The sequence below is a fragment of the Pseudomonas sp. 22189 genome, assembly GCF_052045635.1.
Taxonomy (GTDB): Bacteria; Pseudomonadota; Gammaproteobacteria; order Pseudomonadales; family Pseudomonadaceae; genus Aquipseudomonas; species Aquipseudomonas parakoreensis.
This window is the reverse complement of the sequence record NZ_JBQEPG010000019.1, coordinates 1-18,580: the sequence shown is the minus strand read 5'-3', so window position 1 is coordinate 18,580 and position 18,580 is coordinate 1. Positions and strand designations below refer to the sequence as shown.

16 protein-coding genes are annotated in these 18,580 nt (G+C 61.6%); 7 read left to right on the top strand and 9 right to left on the bottom strand.

The features are described from left to right. Nucleotides 1-4 precede the first annotated feature (4 nt). From ACTJKS_RS19740 to ACTJKS_RS19715, 6 genes are all read right to left on the bottom strand, one after another. Nucleotides 5-973 (bottom strand): CDP-6-deoxy-delta-3,4-glucoseen reductase, encoded by a 969-nt coding sequence (locus tag ACTJKS_RS19740; RefSeq protein WP_041072054.1) that lies wholly within the window; start codon nucleotides 971-973, stop codon nucleotides 5-7. Next, the gene (gene ubiD / locus ACTJKS_RS19735) at nucleotides 973-2,439 is read right to left on the bottom strand and encodes a 4-hydroxy-3-polyprenylbenzoate decarboxylase (RefSeq protein WP_007968427.1); all 1,467 of its coding nucleotides are present in this window, start codon (nucleotides 2,437-2,439) and stop codon (nucleotides 973-975) included. The genes ACTJKS_RS19740 and ubiD overlap by 1 nt, the downstream gene beginning before the upstream one ends. 69 nt (nucleotides 2,440-2,508) lie before the next feature. Next, nucleotides 2,509-4,509 carry an acyltransferase family protein gene (locus ACTJKS_RS19730; RefSeq protein ID WP_142579866.1) on the bottom strand — a complete coding sequence of 667 codons (2,001 nt, stop codon included), beginning with the start codon at nucleotides 4,507-4,509 and terminating at the stop codon, nucleotides 2,509-2,511. 192 nt (nucleotides 4,510-4,701) lie between these two features. Then, a complete protein-coding gene (gene rho / locus ACTJKS_RS19725) occupies nucleotides 4,702-5,961 on the bottom strand; it encodes a transcription termination factor Rho (protein WP_003229334.1) in 1,260 nt (419 codons plus the stop codon). A 248-nt stretch (nucleotides 5,962-6,209) separates the two neighbouring features. Then, on the bottom strand, nucleotides 6,210-6,539 hold the full coding sequence (gene trxA, locus ACTJKS_RS19720; protein WP_003206727.1) for a thioredoxin TrxA: 330 nt from the start codon (nucleotides 6,537-6,539) through the stop codon (nucleotides 6,210-6,212). Nucleotides 6,540-6,659: 120 nt separating this feature from the next. Beyond that, complete coding sequence (locus tag ACTJKS_RS19715) at nucleotides 6,660-7,367, bottom strand: FadR/GntR family transcriptional regulator (protein ID WP_108184160.1); 708 nt, start codon at nucleotides 7,365-7,367, stop codon at nucleotides 6,660-6,662. A gap of 256 nt (nucleotides 7,368-7,623) precedes the next feature. Here ACTJKS_RS19715 and ACTJKS_RS19710 point away from each other — a divergent pair, with 256 nt between their 5' ends. The 5 genes from ACTJKS_RS19710 to ppx all read left to right on the top strand — a co-directional run bounded on the left by ACTJKS_RS19710 (nucleotide 7,624) and on the right by ppx (nucleotide 12,208). Beyond that, nucleotides 7,624-8,409 (top strand): transporter substrate-binding domain-containing protein, encoded by a 786-nt coding sequence (locus ACTJKS_RS19710; protein WP_108184161.1) that lies wholly within the window; start codon nucleotides 7,624-7,626, stop codon nucleotides 8,407-8,409. A 22-nt stretch (nucleotides 8,410-8,431) separates the two neighbouring features. Then, nucleotides 8,432-9,100 (top strand): amino acid ABC transporter permease, encoded by a 669-nt coding sequence (locus tag ACTJKS_RS19705; RefSeq protein ID WP_041072042.1) that lies wholly within the window; start codon nucleotides 8,432-8,434, stop codon nucleotides 9,098-9,100. Next, nucleotides 9,097-9,747: an amino acid ABC transporter permease gene (locus ACTJKS_RS19700; protein WP_108184162.1), complete on the top strand. Its 651-nt coding sequence runs from the start codon at nucleotides 9,097-9,099 to the stop codon at nucleotides 9,745-9,747. The genes ACTJKS_RS19705 and ACTJKS_RS19700 overlap by 4 nt, the downstream gene beginning before the upstream one ends. Continuing rightward, on the top strand, nucleotides 9,734-10,471 hold the full coding sequence (locus tag ACTJKS_RS19695; protein WP_103520362.1) for an amino acid ABC transporter ATP-binding protein: 738 nt from the start codon (nucleotides 9,734-9,736) through the stop codon (nucleotides 10,469-10,471). The genes ACTJKS_RS19700 and ACTJKS_RS19695 overlap by 14 nt, the downstream gene beginning before the upstream one ends. A gap of 234 nt (nucleotides 10,472-10,705) precedes the next feature. Beyond that, nucleotides 10,706-12,208, top strand: a complete 1,503-nt coding sequence (ppx, locus tag ACTJKS_RS19690) for an exopolyphosphatase (protein ID WP_041072037.1) — start codon at nucleotides 10,706-10,708, stop codon at nucleotides 12,206-12,208. 158 nt (nucleotides 12,209-12,366) lie between these two features. Here the strand turns inward: ppx and ppk1 are convergent, their stop codons facing one another. Together ppk1 and hemB are read right to left on the bottom strand one after the other, a co-directional pair. Then, entirely contained in the window at nucleotides 12,367-14,592 is a 2,226-nt protein-coding gene (ppk1, locus tag ACTJKS_RS19685) for a polyphosphate kinase 1 (RefSeq protein ID WP_007968444.1), read from the bottom strand. An 18-nt stretch (nucleotides 14,593-14,610) separates the two neighbouring features. Then, complete coding sequence (hemB, locus tag ACTJKS_RS19680) at nucleotides 14,611-15,624, bottom strand: porphobilinogen synthase (protein WP_041072033.1); 1,014 nt, start codon at nucleotides 15,622-15,624, stop codon at nucleotides 14,611-14,613. A gap of 207 nt (nucleotides 15,625-15,831) precedes the next feature. Between hemB and ACTJKS_RS19675 the strand changes: the two genes are divergently transcribed. Continuing rightward, on the top strand, nucleotides 15,832-16,482 hold the full coding sequence (locus tag ACTJKS_RS19675; protein ID WP_041072031.1) for a DedA family protein: 651 nt from the start codon (nucleotides 15,832-15,834) through the stop codon (nucleotides 16,480-16,482). Here ACTJKS_RS19675 and ACTJKS_RS19670 read toward each other — a convergent pair. Then, nucleotides 16,463-17,698, bottom strand: coding sequence for a sterol desaturase family protein (locus ACTJKS_RS19670; RefSeq protein WP_108184163.1), 1,236 nt, complete (start codon nucleotides 17,696-17,698; stop codon nucleotides 16,463-16,465). The two genes, ACTJKS_RS19675 and ACTJKS_RS19670, sit on opposite strands and share 20 nt — an antisense overlap. A gap of 114 nt (nucleotides 17,699-17,812) precedes the next feature. Between ACTJKS_RS19670 and elbB the strand changes: the two genes are divergently transcribed. Further along, nucleotides 17,813-18,481 carry an isoprenoid biosynthesis glyoxalase ElbB gene (gene elbB / locus ACTJKS_RS19665; RefSeq protein ID WP_108184164.1) on the top strand — a complete coding sequence of 223 codons (669 nt, stop codon included), beginning with the start codon at nucleotides 17,813-17,815 and terminating at the stop codon, nucleotides 18,479-18,481. Nucleotides 18,482-18,580: the final 99 nt, after the last annotated feature.

Genomic DNA, 18,580 nt, shown 5'->3' with positions numbered 1-18,580 from the left:
GGGCTCAAGAGCGCGGCGCGTAGGCAAATACGTCGGCGCGCATCTGGTGCGCATCCATCCCCGCTTCCACCAGCGCATCCAGCGTGCCGTAGACCATCGCCGGCGAACCGCTGGCGTAGACGTGCAGGGCCTTCAGATCGGCGAAGTCCTCGCACACGGCCTGGTGCAACATCCCGCAGCGCCCTTCCCAACCGCACTGGTCGCTGACCACTTTGTGCAGGAACAGATTGGGCAGCTTCAGCCATTCGTCCCAATGCTCGATGTCGTAGAAATCTTCCGGGCGACGCACGCCCCAGTACAGATGCACCGGGTGTTTGAAGCCGTTGGCGCGGCAGTGTTCGATCAGGCTGTGGATCTGGCCCATGCCGGTGCCGGCGGCGATCAGCACCAGCGGCCCGTCAGGCAATTCGGCAAGATGCGTGTCGCCGAACGGCAGTTCGACGCGCACCAGCGGGTTGCGCTGCAGTTGCTCGATCAGGCTCAGTGCACTGGCTTCGCGGGCCAGTACGTGAATTTCCAGATCCCGTCCGCCGTGCGGTGCCGAGGCCATGGAGAACGCTGACTTTTCACCGTTCTCGCGCTCGATCATCAGGTACTGCCCGGCGTGATAACGCGGTGGCTTGCCGGCCGGCGCACGCAGGCGCACGCGCCAGGTGTCGCCGCCGACGTCCCGGCATTCGATGACCTGACACGACAGGCTGCGCACCGGCAGTTCTCCCAGCGCGAGCACGCCATCCCACAGCAGGACGCAGTCTTCCAGCGGCTCGGCTATGCAAGTGTAGAACTCGCCGTGGTCCTGCACCTTGCCGGCCTGTTCGACCCGGCCTTCCACCAGCAGCGCCGCACACACGTGGCAATTGCCGTTGCGGCAGCTTTGCGGGCAGTCGTAGCCCAGGCGCCGCGCACCATCGAGAATCCGCTCACCGGGCCGTATCTCAAGCACCGCTCCGGAGGGCTGCAGGGTTACACGCATCAATCTATTCCTAACTGATTCCAGATGGCATCGATCCGCTGGGTGACGGCGTCGTCCTTGACGATCACACGGCCCCACTCGCGAGTGGTTTCGCCCGGCCACTTGTGGGTGGCATCCAGGCCCATTTTCGAGCCCAGGCCCGAGACCGGCGAGGCGAAGTCGAGGTAGTCGATCGGCGTGTTGTCGATCATCACCGTATCGCGCTTGGGGTCCATGCGCGTGGTGATGGCCCAGATCACGTCGTTCCAGTCGCGGGCATTGATATCGTCGTCAGTGACGATAACGAACTTGGTGTACATGAACTGTCGCAAAAACGACCAGACACCGAGCATCACGCGCTTGGCATGCCCCGGATACGACTTCTTCATCGTCACCACGGCCATGCGGTACGAGCAGCCTTCCGGCGGCAGGTAGAAGTCGGTGATTTCCGGGAACTGCTTCTGCAGGATCGGCACGAACACTTCATTCAGCGCAACGCCAAGGATCGCCGGCTCATCCGGCGGACGACCGGTGTAGGTGCTGTGATAGATCGGCTTGATCCGGTGGGTAATGCGCTCGACGGTGAACACCGGGAAGCTGTCGACTTCGTTGTAGTAACCAGTATGGTCGCCGTACGGGCCTTCGTCGGCCATTTCGCCCGGATGGATCACGCCTTCGAGGATGATCTCGGCAGTGGCCGGCACTTGCAGGTCGTTGCCACGGCACTTGACCAGCTCGGTGCGATTGCCGCGCAACAGGCCGGCGAAAGCGTATTCGGAGAGACTGTCCGGCACCGGCGTCACGGCGCCGAGGATGGTCGCCGGGTCGGCGCCCAGCGCGACCGACACCGGGAACGGCTGGCCCGGATGCTTTTCGCACCACTCGCGGAAGTCCAGCGCGCCGCCACGGTGGCTGAGCCAGCGCATGATTACCTTGTTGCGGCCGATCACTTGCTGACGGTAAATACCGAGGTTCTGGCGCTCCTTGTTCGGGCCTTTGGTGACGGTCAGGCCCCAGGTGATCAGCGGGCCGACGTCGCCGGGCCAGCAGGTCTGCACCGGCAGCATCGCCAGGTCGACGTCGTCACCTTCGATAACCACTTCCTGGCACACCGCGTCTTTGACGACTTTCGGTGCCATCGAAATGATCTTGCGGAAGATCGGCAGTTTCGACCACGCGTCCTTCAAGCCCTTCGGCGGCTCCGGCTCCTTGAGGAAGGCCAGCAGCTTGCCGATCTCGCGCAGTTCGCTGACCGACTCGGCGCCCATGCCCATGGCCACCCGCTCGGGCGTGCCGAACAGGTTGCCGAGCACCGGAATGTCGTAACCGGTGGGCTTCTCGAACAGCAGCGCCGGGCCCTTGGCCCGCAGCGTGCGATCGCACACCTCGGTCATCTCCAGCACCGGCGAGACGGGAATCTGGATGCGTTTCAACTCTCCGCGCTGCTCAAGCTGCTGCACGAAATCCCGAAGATCCTTGAATTTCATTGACGATGGCACCCTCAAAATAGGCGTACATCCTACCTGCTATGCAGCCCTGTGGCAGCCTGTCGCTGCTTACTTGGCTGCATTGGTCTGCGCTTTCCCACGGTTTTCCCGGGCTTGCAGGCTCATAAACAGCGGCTCGAGGATCGGCGCCACAAACCGCGCACCGACTTCGGACAGGTGGTTGTCATCGGTGTACAGCGAATAGCCGCCGAGTTCGGCGTGGCACAAGCCTTTGTCATCGCACAGCCGTGGCGCCGGATCGACCACGCGCACGGCCGGATCCTCCTGCGCAAGTTGCGCAAACAGCTGACTGATGAACACCTGGCGTTGGTGGTGCGCCTCGACGTCCAGCCCGACGTCATCGACCGGACGATCGAGCATCGCCAGACGTGTCAGCCGATAGGGCGGACTGAACGCCTGCAACGGCGCCTCTTTCACCAGCCACACGCGATGCCCGCCGGCACGCAATTGCGCCACTCGGGCCCGCAGACCTTCAGCCAGGCGCCGCTCGGCGTCGGCACGATCATAGCGGCCATCGGTGGTTCTCAGCACGTGGCCCAGATCACCTTTGGCATCGCCGTACAGGTACAGGCTCCAACGCGCAACCAGCACCACATCGCTGACCGATTGCGCCTTCAGCCCCTGCTCGACACGCTGGTTGAAACGCGCACAGACACCGTCATGTTCCAGCCCGTCGACCGGAATACAGCCGGGGGAGCTGGCCAGGATCACGCTGACGCCGTGGGCCTTGGCACCGTCATCGAACACCGGGATCAGCGCCGTGGCATGGCTGTCACCCCAGACCATCGCGTGGGTCGGCAGATCCGCCACGCCGTAATGGCAGAACAGCTTGTCGTCCGGGGTCTTGTCATCCGCCAGACAGGCCATCAGCTCCGGCCGCCACTCGCGGCCCTTGGCGTATTGCAGGGCCTGCTCGGACAGGCGCCATGGCAGGCCATCGGTCCAGCGCAGCGATTGCCCGGCCAGACCGAGCACCAGGATGCCGCAGAAACCGGCCAGCAGAATCTGCCGACGACCGGCGAGCAAACGCCGTTCGCGGAACGGCGTTTCGACGAATTTCCACGACAGATAACCCAGCACCAGGGTCAGCAGGATCAACCCGGCCGTGTCGAGCGCGCCCGGCTCATCGACGCTGGCGTAGCTGGAAAACACGAACACCGGCCAGTGCCACAAGTACCAGGAATAGGAAATCAGGCCGAGGCCGACCATCACCCGACTGCTCAACAATTGACCAACCAGTGTTTCGCGATGACCGTTGGCCAGAATCAGCAGCACCACGCCCAGCACCGGCAGCAGCGCGGTCGCTCCCGGGAACGGCATCGACTTGTCGTAGACGAACACTGCCAGCAGGATCAACCCCATGCCCAGCAGGCTCAAGGCCTGGGCGGCCAGCGGTTTCAAACGCCAGGCGTGTTTCGGTGCAATCGCCAGCATCGCCCCGGCGAGCAACTCCCAGGCACGCATCGGCAACAGGAAGAAAGCCTTTTCCGGATGATGCTGGATCGCCCACACACTCAGCCCGAACGACACCAGCAGCACAGCGAACAGCGCCAGCCGCCAGTGTTTCAACCGGCTCGAGAGCAACGTCAGCAGCAGCGGGAAGAAGATGTAGAACTGCTCTTCCACCGCCAGTGACCAAGTATGGAGCAGCGGTTTCAGGTCAGAGGCGACGTCGAAGTAACCGTCCTGGCGCATGAACAGGATGTTCGAGACGAACGTCACCTGATAGCGCACCGAACGCCCCAGTTCTTCGTAGTCCTTGGGCGCCAGCAGGAACCAGCCCACCGCCAGCACCGCAATGATCATCGCGAACAGCGCCGGCAGGATGCGCCGCGCACGCCGCGCCCAGAACTCGACGAAACTGAAACGCCCGGCCTGACGCTGGTTCCAGATGATCGAGGTGATGAGGTAACCGGAGATCACGAAGAACACGTCCACGCCGACAAAACCGCCGGTAAACCCCGGAACGCCAAAGTGGAACAGCACCACGGCGATCACCGCGACTGCGCGCAGGCCGTCGATATCCCTTCGATAAGCGAGTGTGCTCATAAAATCTTTAATGCCAATCAGGTGGTGGTTTTTATACAGCGCGAGCCCGAGTCGAGAGGCTCGCGAGCGCTGCTGGTTGTATTGCCCGATCACAGACCTTAACAGATCAGGAATCGCTCATTGCCGAGACAAATTTCATGCAAAAAAAAGGCGCCCCCGCGAGGGCGCCTTTTTCCGCTTCAACTGGCGATGTTACTTGCGTTTCATCGACAGGAAGAACTCGTCGTTGGTCTTGGTCGTTTTCAGCTTGTCGACCAGGAACTCGATGGCCGCCACTTCGTCCATCGGGTGCAGCAGCTTGCGCAGGATCCACATGCGCTGCAGTTCGTCGTCGGCAGTCAACAACTCTTCGCGGCGGGTGCCGGAGCGGTTGATGTTGATGGCCGGGAACACACGCTTCTCGGCGATCTTGCGATCCAGAGGCAGCTCCATGTTGCCGGTACCTTTGAACTCTTCGTAGATCACTTCGTCCATCTTCGAGCCGGTTTCAACCAGCGCGGTGGCGATAATGGTCAGCGAGCCGCCTTCTTCGATGTTGCGCGCAGCACCGAAGAAACGTTTCGGTTTCTCCAGGGCGTGAGCATCGACACCACCGGTCAGCACCTTGCCGGAGCTCGGGATCACGGTGTTGTAGGCACGGGCCAGACGGGTGATGGAGTCGAGCAGGATCACCACGTCCTTCTTGTGTTCGACCAGGCGCTTGGCCTTCTCGATCACCATTTCGGCAACCTGCACGTGACGGGTCGGCGGCTCGTCGAAGGTCGAGGCAACCACTTCGCCGCGCACGGTGCGCTGCATTTCGGTCACTTCTTCCGGACGTTCGTCGATCAACAGCACGATCAGGTGCACTTCAGGGTTGTTACGCGCGATGTTCGCCGCGATGTTCTGCAGCATGATCGTCTTACCGGCTTTCGGCGGTGCAACGATCAGACCACGCTGGCCTTTGCCGATCGGGGCGCACAGGTCGATCACACGACCGGTCAAGTCTTCGGTGGAACCGTTACCGGCTTCCATCTTCATGCGCACGGTCGGGAACAGCGGGGTCAGGTTCTCGAAGAGAATCTTGTTCTTCGCGTTCTCGGGACGATCGAAGTTGATCGTGTCGACCTTGAGCAGAGCGAAGTAACGCTCGCCTTCCTTCGGCGGACGGATCTTGCCAACGATGGTGTCACCGGTGCGCAAGTTGAAACGACGGATCTGGCTCGGCGAGACGTAGATATCGTCCGGGCCGGCGAGGTAGGAAGCGTCAGCGGAGCGCAGGAAGCCGAAGCCGTCCTGGAGAATCTCCAGCACGCCATCACCGGAGATTTCCTCGCCGCTTTTCGCGTGCTTTTTCAGCAGGGAGAAAATCACGTCCTGCTTGCGCGAACGGGCCATATTTTCTATGCCCATCTGTTCGGCCAATTCGAGCAGTTCGGTAATCGGCTTTTGCTTGAGTTCAGTCAGATTCATATAGGAATGACGTAATCATTTATGGAGGGGGGGAAATTAAGCTTTTGGCTTAATGAGGCCGCGCCGCGGAGAAGGCGACAGGATCGCGAACTTGTTCGAAAAGGAGTGCGTCGGCGACGGCTAGCAGGGGGCAGTGGAGAAACCAGTGCGGGGCCGAATGTACCACCTGAGTTTCGGAGCGTCTAGCCCTGAATACGCAAAAAGCCCCGCAAATTGCGAGGCTTTTTTTCGGCGATTTACAGCGACGCTTAGATGTTGGCGTCGAGGAAAGCAGCCAGTTGCGACTTCGACAGGGCGCCGACTTTGGTCGCTTCAACGTTGCCGTTCTTGAACAGCATCAGCGTCGGGATACCACGCACGCCGTGCTTGGCCGGGGTTTCCTGGTTTTCGTCGATGTTCAGTTTGGCAACGGTCAGCTTGCCTTTGTAGGTCTCGGCAATCTCGTCCAGAACCGGAGCGATCATTTTGCAAGGGCCGCACCATTCAGCCCAGTAGTCGACCAGTACAGCGCCTTCGGCCTTGAGTACGTCGGCTTCGAAGCTGGCGTCGCTAACGTGTTTGATCAGATCGCTGCTCATGGAATTCTCCAGGTTGTAAGCAAAAAAACGTGGCCCATCATATCCGCCCTTCCCTTGTTCAGGAAGCCGCAGTTGATTGAGTCTTGCTATGGCGCCCCATGAGTCTGGGTATAGCCCAAGTCACGCGGTGGCGGGGGCGATGAAGGCGATCCCGGTGCGCAGCGCCGCGTTGCGCACGTGCTCTTGCATGGCCTTCTGGGCGGCGGCGGAGGCCCGGCGCGCGAGGGCGCGGAGGATCTTGCGGTGCTCCTGCCAGGTTTCCATCGCCCGTTCGGCGCGGATGAACGGTAGCTTCTGGCTCTCCAGAAAGATCTCGGCGCTCGCAGTGAGGATGCTCAGCATCGCCTGATTGCCGCTGGCCAGCAGAATGCGCCGGTGGAATTCGAAGTCGAGTTTCGCCGCAGCCTCGAAGTCCCCAGCCTTCAATTGCTCGCGCATTGCCGCGACGTTGTCCTCCAGCGCATCCAGATCGATCGTGCTCAAGGTCACCGCCGCCAGCCCGGCGGCAAAACCCTCCAGCGCATAGCGCAACTGAAAGATGTCCAGCGGCGAAGCCTGCGCCGCGAACGGCCAGCCCGGCGCATGGTCACCCGGCGCAATGTCCACCGGTGCCTGCACGAACACGCCTTTGCCCGGCTGGATGCTGACCACACCCAGCGCACTGAGCGATGACAGCGCCTCCCGCAACGATGCCCGGCTGACCCCCAGTTGCACCGCCAGATCCCGTTGCGACGGCAACGCATCGCCCGCACCGAACCCCTGTTCGGTGATCAGTTTGCGTATGGCTTGCAGCGCCACTTCGGGTACGGCGCGGGAGATCGAGTTCATGGTTGTTCAGACGAGCCAGGCCAAGGTGCGGCTAGTTGTAAAGCTATTCGCCGGATCCGGCAAGTCGTGCCCCAGCGGGGTTCGACGCCTTGGCGCGATGCGCTATCGAGGTGCGAAAAACATCCTGACTGTTCAGACCAGTAAGACCGAAAGAACACGCCAAATCCGCGGCCTGCGTGGCATCCGGCGCGGTGTTGGCACGGCGCATGCTCTGTCCGATCGCAGAAAACACTTCCCGCCGATCCGGAGATTTGCCATGAGCCTGCGTTACAGCGCCCTCCTCACCGCCCTGTTTGCCAGCCTGATGCTGAGCCAGGTGCCCGCCCACGCCGACGGTCTGGAAGACGTGGTCAAACGCGGCACACTGAAAGTCGCCGTGCCTCAGGACTTCCCGCCATTCGGCTCGGTCGGCCCGGACATGAAACCCCGTGGCCTGGATATCGACACGGCGAAGCTGCTGGCTGATCAACTTAAGGTCAAACTCGAACTGACCCCGGTCAACAGCACCAACCGCATCCCGTTCCTCACCACCGGCAAGGTCGATCTGGTGATCTCCAGCCTCGGCAAGAACCCGGAGCGCGAGAAAGTCATCGACTTCTCCCACGCCTACGCGCCGTTCTACCTCGCGGTGTTTGGCCCGCCTGATGCCACCGTCAACACGCTCGACGACCTCAAGGGCAAGACCATCAGTGTCACCCGTGGCGCCATCGAAGACATCGAGCTGACCAAGGTCGCCCCCGAAGGCGTGACCATCAAGCGCTTCGAGGACAACAACTCGACCATCGCCGCTTACCTCGCAGGGCAAGTCGACCTGATCGCCAGCGGCAACGTGGTGATGGTGGCGATCAGCGAGAAGAACCCGAAACGCGTTCCGGCGCTGAAAGTGAAGCTCAAGGATTCGCCGGTCTACGTCGGCGTAAACAAGAACGAGCCCGCGCTGCTGGGCAAGGTCAACGAGATCCTCGCCACCGCCAAGGCCGACGGCGCGCTGGAGAAAAACTCGCAGACCTGGCTCAAAGAGCCGCTGCCGGCCGACCTCTGATCGGTCGCGCGGGAGACAATCGATGGCTTATCAGTTCGATTTCATGCCGGTGGTGCAAAACACCGACCTGCTGCTGCGCGGCGCTCTGTTCACCCTGGAACTGACGGCGATTGGCGCAGTGCTCGGCGTCGGCGTCGGCATCGTCGGCGCGCTGGTGCGGGCGTGGAACATTCGCCCGTTCTCGGCACTCTTCGGCGTCTACGTCGAGTTGATCCGCAACACGCCATTTCTGGTGCAGTTGTTCTTCATCTTTTTCGGCCTGCCGTCGCTTGGGGTGCAGATTTCCGAGTGGCAGGCAGCGGTGCTGGCGATGGTGATCAACCTCGGCGCGTACTCGACCGAGATCATCCGCGCGGGCATCCAGGCGATTCCGCGCGGGCAACTGGAAGCCGCCGCCGCACTGGCGATGAGCCGTTTCGAAGCGTTCCGCCACGTGGTCCTGCTGCCGGCGCTGGGCAAGGTCTGGCCGGCACTGAGTAGCCAGATCATCATCGTCATGCTCGGCTCGGCGGTGTGTTCGCAGATCGCCACTGAGGAGCTGAGCTTCGCTGCCAACTTCATTCAGTCGCGCAACTTCCGCGCCTTTGAAACCTACGCGCTGACCACGCTGATTTACCTGTGCATGGCGCTGCTGATCCGCCAGTTGCTGAACTGGGTCGGCCGCCGCTATATCGCGAGGAGCAGCCGATGAGCGACTTCACCTTCTGGGACATCCTGCGCAACCTGCTCACCGGCCTGCAGTGGACGCTGGCGCTGTCGCTGGTGGCGTTCATCGGTGGCGGGATCGTCGGGTTGCTGATTCTGGTCATGCGCATCTCGAAAAAACCGTTGCCGAGCAACATTGCCCGCACCTGGATCGAACTGTTCCAGGGCACACCGCTGCTGATGCAGCTGTTCCTGGTGTTCTTCGGCGTGGCGCTGGCCGGGATCGAGATCTCGCCGTGGATGGCGGCGGCGATTGCCCTGACGCTGTTTACCAGCGCCTATCTGGCGGAGATCTGGCGCGGTTGCGTCGAAGCGATCCCTCACGGTCAGTGGGAAGCGTCATCGAGCCTGGCGCTGAATCCGCTGGAGCAACTGCGCTACGTGATCCTGCCGCAGGCGTTGCGCATCGCGGTGGCGCCGACCGTGGGCTTCTCGGTGCAAGTGGTCAAAGGCACGGCGGTGACCTCGATCATCGGTTTCACCGAGCTGACCAAGACCGGCGGCATGCTCGCCAACGCCACGTTCGAACCGTTCATGGTCTACGGCCTCGTCGCCCTCGGCTACTTCCTGCTCTGCTACCCCTTGTCGCTCAGTGCGCGCTACCTGGAAAGGAGACTGCATGCCTCTGCTTAGAATTTCCGCCCTGCATAAATACTACGGCGATCACCACGTGCTCAAAGGCATCGACCTGAGCGTCGAGGAAGGCCAGGTGGTGGCGATCATCGGCCGCAGCGGCTCGGGCAAATCGACCCTGCTGCGCACGCTCAACGGCCTGGAGTCGATCAATGACGGGGTAATCGAAGTCGACGGCGAGTACCTCGACGCCGCCCGCGCCGACCTGCGCAGCCTGCGGCAGAAAGTCGGCATGGTGTTCCAGCAGTTCAACCTGTTCCCGCACCTGACCGTCGGCGAGAACGTGATGCTCGCGCCGCAAGTGGTGCAGAAAGTACCGAAGGCCAAGGCGGCCGAACTGGCGCGCAAGATGCTCGAACGCGTCGGCCTGGGGGAGAAGTTCGACGCCTTCCCGGATCGGTTGTCTGGCGGGCAGCAACAGCGCGTGGCAATTGCCCGGGCGCTGGCAATGTCGCCGAAAGTGCTGCTGTGCGACGAGATCACCTCGGCGCTGGACCCGGAACTGGTCAATGAAGTGCTGGCCGTGGTGCGCCAGCTGGCGAAAGAAGGCATGACGCTGATCATGGTCACCCACGAAATGCGTTTCGCCCGGGAAGTCGGCGACAAACTGGTGTTCATGCACCATGGCAAGGTGCATGAAGTGGGGGATCCGAAGGTGTTGTTTGCCCATCCGCAGACGGCGGAGCTGGCGAATTTCATTGGCACGGTGGAAGCGACAGCCTGAAATAGCCGTAGTGATGGGGCGGACGCCTTCGCGAGCAGGCTCGCTCCCACAGGGATCTCTGTTGGACCACTATGGTGTGTTCGCCGCAAAACCTGTGGGAGCGAGCTAGCTCGCGAATGGCCGCGCCGCGGTCTCAAGCTTTTATGCGCAGGATCAACGGTTTGAACCATGCGCGTTGGCGCCAGCGTTTGATCGTGGCACGATGGCGGGGTTATCGACCGAGACCCCCTGACCATGCCGCAATCCAAAGCCAAGAATCTGTCCCTGATCGCCGCAATCGACCTGGGCTCCAACAGCTTCCACATGGTCGTGGCCAAGGCCCAGAACGGTGAAATCCGTATTCTGGAGCGCCTCGGAGAGAAAGTGCAGCTTGCCGCCGGTATCGACGATGAGCGCCATCTCAACGAAGAATCGATGCAGCGCGGGCTCGATTGCCTCAAGCGTTTTGCCCAACTGATCAACGGCATGCCGCTGGGCGCCGTGCGAATCGTCGGCACCAACGCCCTGCGCGAAGCGCGCAATCGTCTGGAATTCATCCACCGCGCCGAAGAAATCCTCGGTCACCCGGTGGAAGTCATCTCCGGCCGTGAAGAAGCGCGGCTGATTTATCTGGGCGTGTCACACACCCTCGCCGACACCCCGGGCAAGCGTCTGGTGGCCGACATCGGCGGCGGCAGTACCGAATTCATCATCGGGCAGCGGTTTGAACCGCTGCTGCGCGAAAGCCTGCAAATGGGCTGCGTCAGCTTCACTCAGCGTTATTTCAAGGACGGCAAGATCACCCCGGCCCGTTACGCCCAGGCGTACACGGCGGCGCGGCTGGAGATCATGAGCATCGAGCACGCCCTGCACCGCCTGACCTGGGATGAAGCCATCGGCTCCTCGGGCACCATCCGCGCCATCGGCCTGGCGCTGAAGGCCGGCGGGCATGGCACCGGCGAAGTGAATGCCGAAGGCCTGGCCTGGCTCAAGCGTCGTCTGTTCAAACTGGGTGACGTCGACAAGATCGATTTCGAAGGCATCAAACCTGACCGCCGGGCGATCTTCCCCGCGGGTCTGGCGATTCTCGAAGCGATCTTCGACGCCCTCGAACTGCAACGCATGGATCACTGCGAAGGCGCACTGCGTGAAGGCGTGCTCTACGACCTGCTTGGCCGCCATCACCACGAAGACGTGCGCGAACGCACCCTGACTTCGTTGATGGAGCGTTATCACGTCGACCTGGAACAAGCCGCGCGAGTTGAACGCAAAGCGCTGCACGCCTTTGATCAGGTCGCTGCAGACTGGGAGCTGGACGACGGCATCTGGCGCGAACTGCTCGGTTGGGCGGCGAAAGTCCACGAAGTCGGCCTCGACATCGCGCACTACCACTACCACAAGCACGGCGCCTACCTGATCGAACACTCGGACCTTGCCGGGTTCTCCCGCGAAGACCAGCAAATGCTCGCCCTGCTGGTGCGCGGCCACCGCCGCAACATTCCCAAGGACAAGTTCGCCGAATTCGGTGACGACGGCGACAAGCTGATCCGCCTGTGCGTGCTGCTGCGCTTCGCGATCCTGTTCCACCACATCCGTGGCACCCAGGCGATGCCGCAAGTGGTGCTGCACGCCAAGGGCAACACCCTCGACGTGGAATTCCCGGAGCACTGGCTGGATGAGAATCAGCTGACTCAGGCTGACTTTGGCCTGGAGGCCGAATGGCTGACGCGGGTTGGCATCGTGCTGACAGTCCACTGATAACCCCTGTAGGAGCTGCCGCAGGCTGCGATCTTTTGCTCTTTAAACGGCAAGATCAAAAGATCGCAGCCTTCGGCAGCTCCTACACAGGTCGGTGTTTGGCGTACAAAAAAGGCGATCCCGAGGGATCGCCTTTTTATTTCACCTGAAACCGAGGCTTAGCTGCTCACCGGCAAAATCGGGCTGCCCAGGCGTTCCAGCAACGTCGCCTGCGCGCTGCGCGGGTTCTGGTTGCCGGTTGGCGTGTTGCGGATGTAACGGCCATCCGACTGCAGGCTCCAGCTGTGGGTGTTGTCGGTCAGGTACAGCTCCAGCTCTTTCTTGACGCGAGTCAGCAGCTTCTTGCCTTCCACCGGGAAGCAAGTCTCGACGCGCTTGTCGAGGTTGCGCTCCATCCAGTCGGCACTGGAGAGGAACATCTGCTCCTCGCCGCCGTTGAGGAAGTAGAACACTCGGGTGTGTTCAAGGAAGCGACCGATGATCGAGCGCACATGGATATTGTGCGAAACCCCGGCAATGCCCGGACGCAGGCAGCACATCCCGCGCACCACCAGATCGATGCGCACGCCGGACTGGCTGGCCTTGTACAGCGCGCGGATGATCTTCGGATCAGTCAGCGAGTTGAACTTGGCGATGATGTGCGCCGGTTTGCCTTCGATGGCGAACTGGGTTTCCCGGGCAATCATGTCGAGCATGCCCTTTTTCAGGGTGAACGGCGCATGCAACAGCTTCTTCATACGCAGGGTTTTACCCATGCCGATCAACTGACTGAACAGTTTGCCGACGTCTTCGCACAAGGCGTCGTCGGAAGTCAGCAGGCTGTAGTCGGTGTACAAACGGGCGTTGCCGGCGTGGTAGTTACCGGTGCCGAGGTGCGCGTAACGCACGATCTCGCCGGCCTCGCGACGCAGGATCAGCATCATCTTGGCGTGAGTCTTGAAACCGACCACGCCGTAAATCACCACCGCACCGGCCGCTTGCAGACGGCTGGCCAGTTGCAGGTTGGACTCTTCGTCGAAGCGTGCGCGCAGTTCGATGACCGCCGTCACTTCCTTGCCGTTGCGCGCGGCGTCCACCAGCGCATCGACGATTTCCGAGTTGGCGCCGGAGCGGTACAGGGTCTGGCGCACAGCCAGAACATGTGGATCTTTCGCCGCCTGCCGCAGCAGGTCGACCACCGGGGTGAACGACTCGAACGGGTGCAGCAACAGGATGTCCTGCTTGCTGACGACACTGAAAATGTTCTCGCTGTTCTGCAGCAGTTTCGGGATCTGCGGGGTGAACGGCGTGTATTGCAGCTCCGGGTGACTGTCCAGACCGGTGATGCTGAACAGGCGGGTCAGGTTGACCGGGCCGTTGACCTGATACAGCTCGGTCTCGCTCAGGTTGAACTGTTTGAGCAGGTAGTCCGAGAGGTGTTTCGGGCAGGTATCGGCGACTTCCAGACGCACCGCATCACCGTAGCGCCGCGAGAACAGCTCACCACGCAGGGCGCGCGCAAGGTCTTCGACATCTTCGGAGTCGAGCGCCAGGTCAGCGTTTCGGGTCAGGCGGAACTGGTAGCAGCCCTTGACCTTCATGCCCTGGAACAGGTCATCGGCGTGGGCGTGGATCATCGACGACAGGAACACATAGTTGTCGCCCGGGCCGCCGACTTCTTCCGGAACCTTGATGATCCGAGGCAGCAGGCGCGGTGCCGGAATGATCGCCAGACCGGAATCGCGACCGAAGGCGTCGATGCCTTCCAGTTCGACGATGAAGTTCAGGCTCTTGTTTACCAGCAACGGGAATGGATGCGTCGGGTCGAGGCCGATCGGGGTGATGATCGGCGCGATCTCGTCGCGGAAGTAGCGGCGCACCCAGGTTTTGATCTTGGTCGTCCAGTGACGGCGACGGATGAAGCGCACCTGATGCTTTTCCAGCTCCGGCAGCAGGATGTCGTTGAGGATCGCGTACTGGCGATCAACGTGACCGTGCACCAGCTCGCTGATCCGCGCCAGCGCCTGATGCGGTTGCAGACCATCGGCACCGGCCTGTTCCCGGGCGAAGGTGATCTGCTTCTTCAGGCCGGCGACGCGGATTTCGAAGAACTCGTCGAGGTTGCTGGAGAAAATCAGCAGGAACTTCAGCCGCTCCAGCAACGGATAGGACTCATCCAGCGCCTGTTCCAGCACGCGGATGTTGAACTGCAGTTGCGAAAGCTCGCGGTGGATGTACAGGCTGCTGTCATCCAGCCCCGGGATCGCAATCACTGGCGCCGCCGCAACGGCTTCGGTGACCGGCGCGGGCGGCGCAGGTTCGAGTTCCGGCGGGGTTTCGGTGATTTGCTCCACCACCGGTTGAGCTTCTTTTACTGCAACTTCAGTGAGTCCTTCGGTATTCATCGAATGTTCCTGGGAGGGCTATTTCTGCTCTCGTAACAATTGAGCGGCGCGGACAGCAAAGTAAGTCAGGATGCCATCAGCGCCGGCACGTTTAAAGGCGGTCAGTGACTCGAGAATCACCGCCTCGCTCAACCAGCCATTCTGGATCGCCGCCATGTGCATGGCGTATTCGCCGCTAACCTGATAGACGAAGGTCGGCACTTTGAAGGCATCTTTTACCCGGAAAAGAATGTCCAGGTACGGCATGCCGGGTTTGACCATGACCATGTCCGCGCCTTCAGACAAGTCCGCGCCGACTTCGTGCAACGCTTCATCGCTGTTGGCCGGGTCCATCTGATACGAGGCTTTGTTGGCCTTGCCCAGATTCGCTGCCGAACCCACGGCATCGCGGAACGGCCCGTAATAGGCGCTGGCGTACTTGGCCGAGTAGGCCATGATCCGCACATTGACGTGGCCGGCGATCTCCAGCGCTTCGCGGATCGCCTGAATCCGACCGTCCATCATGTCCGACGGTGCCACGACCTGAGCGCCGGCTTCGGCGTGGGACAGCGCCTGCTTGACCAGCGCGTCGACGGTGATGTCGTTCTGCACGTAGCCTTCTTCGTCGAGAATGCCGTCCTGCCCATGGGTGGTGAACGGATCGAGGGCGACGTCAGTGATCACTCCCAGCTCGGGAAACCGCTCACGCAACGCACGAGTGGCGCGCTGGGCAATGCCCTGCGGGTTCCAGGCTTCGGCGGCGTCGAGGGATTTCAATTCGACAGGCGTAACCGGGAACAGCGCCAGCGCCGGAATGCCCAGTTCGACCCATTTCGCCGCTTCTTCAAGCAGCAGATCGATGGTCAGGCGCTCGACGCCGGGCATCGAGGCCACGGCTTCGCGACGGTTCTCACCGTCAAGCACGAACACCGGCAGGATCAGGTCATCGACCGTCAGCACGTTTTCCCGTACCAGCCGACGCGAAAAATCATCGCGACGGTTGCGGCGCAAACGGGTAGCGGGGAACAAACGGTTGGCAGGGGTAAAGCTCACGGCAGACTCCTGAGCCCGCGCAAACGGGCGAGCGTGACAGTTATAGACGGCCATTATGACGAACAGATTACAGTTGTGCGTACCCCGTGACATGTAGCCGCATTCCATTGTTAGCGTAGGAATTGTTCACGTCGAGACACATTTCGACACTTTCCTGAATGTGTCCGAAGGGTTAGGCTGCGCGTTCATTTCGCCAGCACCCAGACAATGCTCCAACAATTTCTGCATGACTTCGGCTACTTTGCCCTGTTTCTCGGCACGTTCTTCGAAGGCGAAACCATCCTGGTGCTCGCGGGCTTCCTCGCGTTCCGTGGATACATGGACATCAACCTGGTGGTGGTCGTGGCGTTCTTCGGCAGCTATGCCGGCGATCAGCTGTGGTACTTCCTGGGGCGCAAGCACGGGCGCAAATTGCTCGCGCGCAAACCGCGCTGGCAGATGATGGGCGACCGCGCGCTGGAACACATCCGCAAGCATCCGGACATCTGGGTCCTGAGCTTCCGCTTCGTTTACGGCCTGCGCACGGTGATGCCGGTGGCGATCGGCCTGTCGGGTTATCCGCCGGGACGCTACCTGCTGCTCAACGGCATCGGCGCAGCGATCTGGGCCACCGCTCTGGCGGCCGCCGCCTACCACTTCGGCGCGGTGCTCGAAGGCATGCTCGGCAGCATCAAGAAGTACGAACTGTGGGTGCTCGGCGCCCTGTTGGTACTGGGTGTCGGCCTGTGGCTGCGTCGCCGCTTCAAGAATGCGCGCCTGGCCAAGCAGGTTTACGCCGATGAACAAGCCGCAAAAGCCGCGCGCCTGCTTCAGGCAGAACACACCAAACCCGCCGAGCCTAAGACGCCAGCCGAGTAACACGCTGGCGACAGCCATACAGCCCGATGCCACTGAGCAGGCTGTAACCGAGCAGACCAGCCCAGGCCAACGGGCTGGCTGGCCATAGCCCGAGCAGCGGCGCCAGCCATACCAGGGGCACATTCGACCCCAGCCGCAGCAGCTCGACCTTCAGTGCCCACGGGCGATTCTCCAGCATCACCCCCAGCGCGAACAAACCCCACGCCACTGCGCCCCACCCCAGCAACAGCGCTGTGATCGACAGATGTTGCGCCTGCCCCATCAGGTCACTGCCCAGCGCGATATAGACGCAGAACTGTAGCGCCACATACCACTGGCGACGGCTGTCGAGCGGCACCTCGTACTTGCGGAAGCGGCTCAAGTCGGGTTTGGTCAGCGGGTACTTCGCCGCCACGTCCGCCGGACGCCAGCCGGTGCGCATGAACCAGATCCGCAGCTTGTCCCACTTGCTCTCGGCACGGCGTGCGTCGCCCCACAACTGCACATAGAACTGCACATTGGCCCACAGCGGATTCCAGCTCGCCAGCGGCGTGGTCACACCGAAAATCACCGGCTCGTTGTCGTCCTCTTCCTGAAACGTACCGAACAACCGATCCCAAAGAATGAACACCCCGCCGTAGTTGCGATCCATGTAGAGAGCGTTCTGTGCATGGTGGGCCCGATGATTGGATGGCGTGACGAAGAACCACTCGAACCAGCCGAGCTTGGGAATGTGCCGGGTGTGAACCCAGAACTGATACAGCAGATTCATCGCCGCGACACTGACGAACACCAGCAGCGGCACGCCAAACACGGCCATCGGCAGGTAGAAGATCCAGCCCAGCACAAATCCGGTACTGGTCTGGCGCAACGCCGTGGAGAGGTTGTATTCCTCGCTCTGGTGATGCACCGAATGCGCGGCCCAAAGAATGTTGCGCTCGTGGCCCAGACGATGCAGCCAGTAATAGCAGAAGTCATAGAAGACAAAGGCCAGCACCCAGACCCAGAGACTGTCGGCCGGCAACCTGAGCAGCGCCAGGTGTTCCAGGGCAAACGCATAGGTCACCAGCCCCAGGCCTTTGGTCAGCAGGCCGGTGGTGGTCGACAACACCCCGGCGCTGAGGCTGTTGACCGAGTCGGCGAGGCGATAGTGTCGGGTCCCGCGCCAGCGATCGGCAAGCAGTTCGGCGGCAATCAGCACGAAGAAAAATGGCACTGCATACAGAATGAAGTCCATGGCGCGCCCCGGTCGGATTCTATGGACAGATCCTAGGTCTAGCCGCCCTTTTCCCCTATGGCAACGTACGACAATTTAGTGGACATTTAGCGCCATGAATCTGGAGAGAAACCCATGAGCAAAAAAGTTGCAGTGATCCTGTCCGGCAGCGGCGTGTACGACGGCGCCGAGATCCACGAGAGCGTCATCACCCTGTTGCGCCTGGATCAACGCGGCGCGCAGGTGCAGTGCTTCGCGCCGAACATCGCGCAGTTGCATGTGATCAATCACCTGACCGGTGAAGAAATGCCCGAAACGCGCAACGTCCTGGTGGAGTCGGCGCGCATTGCCCGCGGCAACATCAAGGACATCCGTGAGGCCGTCGTCGAAGACTTCGACGCGCTGATCGTGCCTGGCGGCTTTGGCGCCGCGAAAAACCTCTCGAACTTCGCCGTCGAAGGTGCCGGCTGCACGGTACAGCCTGAGGTGCTGGCCTTGGCTGAAGCCTTTGCCGAAGCGGGCAAACCGGTGGGTCTGATGTGCATCTCGCCGGCGCTGGCAGCGAAAATCTACGGCCCGGGCGTAACCTGCACCATCGGCAACGATGCCGATACCGCCACCGCGATGAACAAGATGGGCGCCACCCACGAAGACTGCGCGGTGAGCGAGATCATCGAAGACAAGGCGCGCAAACTGGTGACCACCCCGGCCTACATGCTGGCGCAGAACATCAGTGAGGCGGCTTCGGGGATCAACAAGCTGGTCGACCGGGTTCTGGAACTGACTCACGAGAACGATGTTTGATGCGACCTTTCTGAAGGGTTTTCGTGGTGAGGGGATTTATCCCCGATGGCTGCGCAGCAGCCCTTTGCATCTTGAAGCATTGGGCCTGCTGTGCAGGCC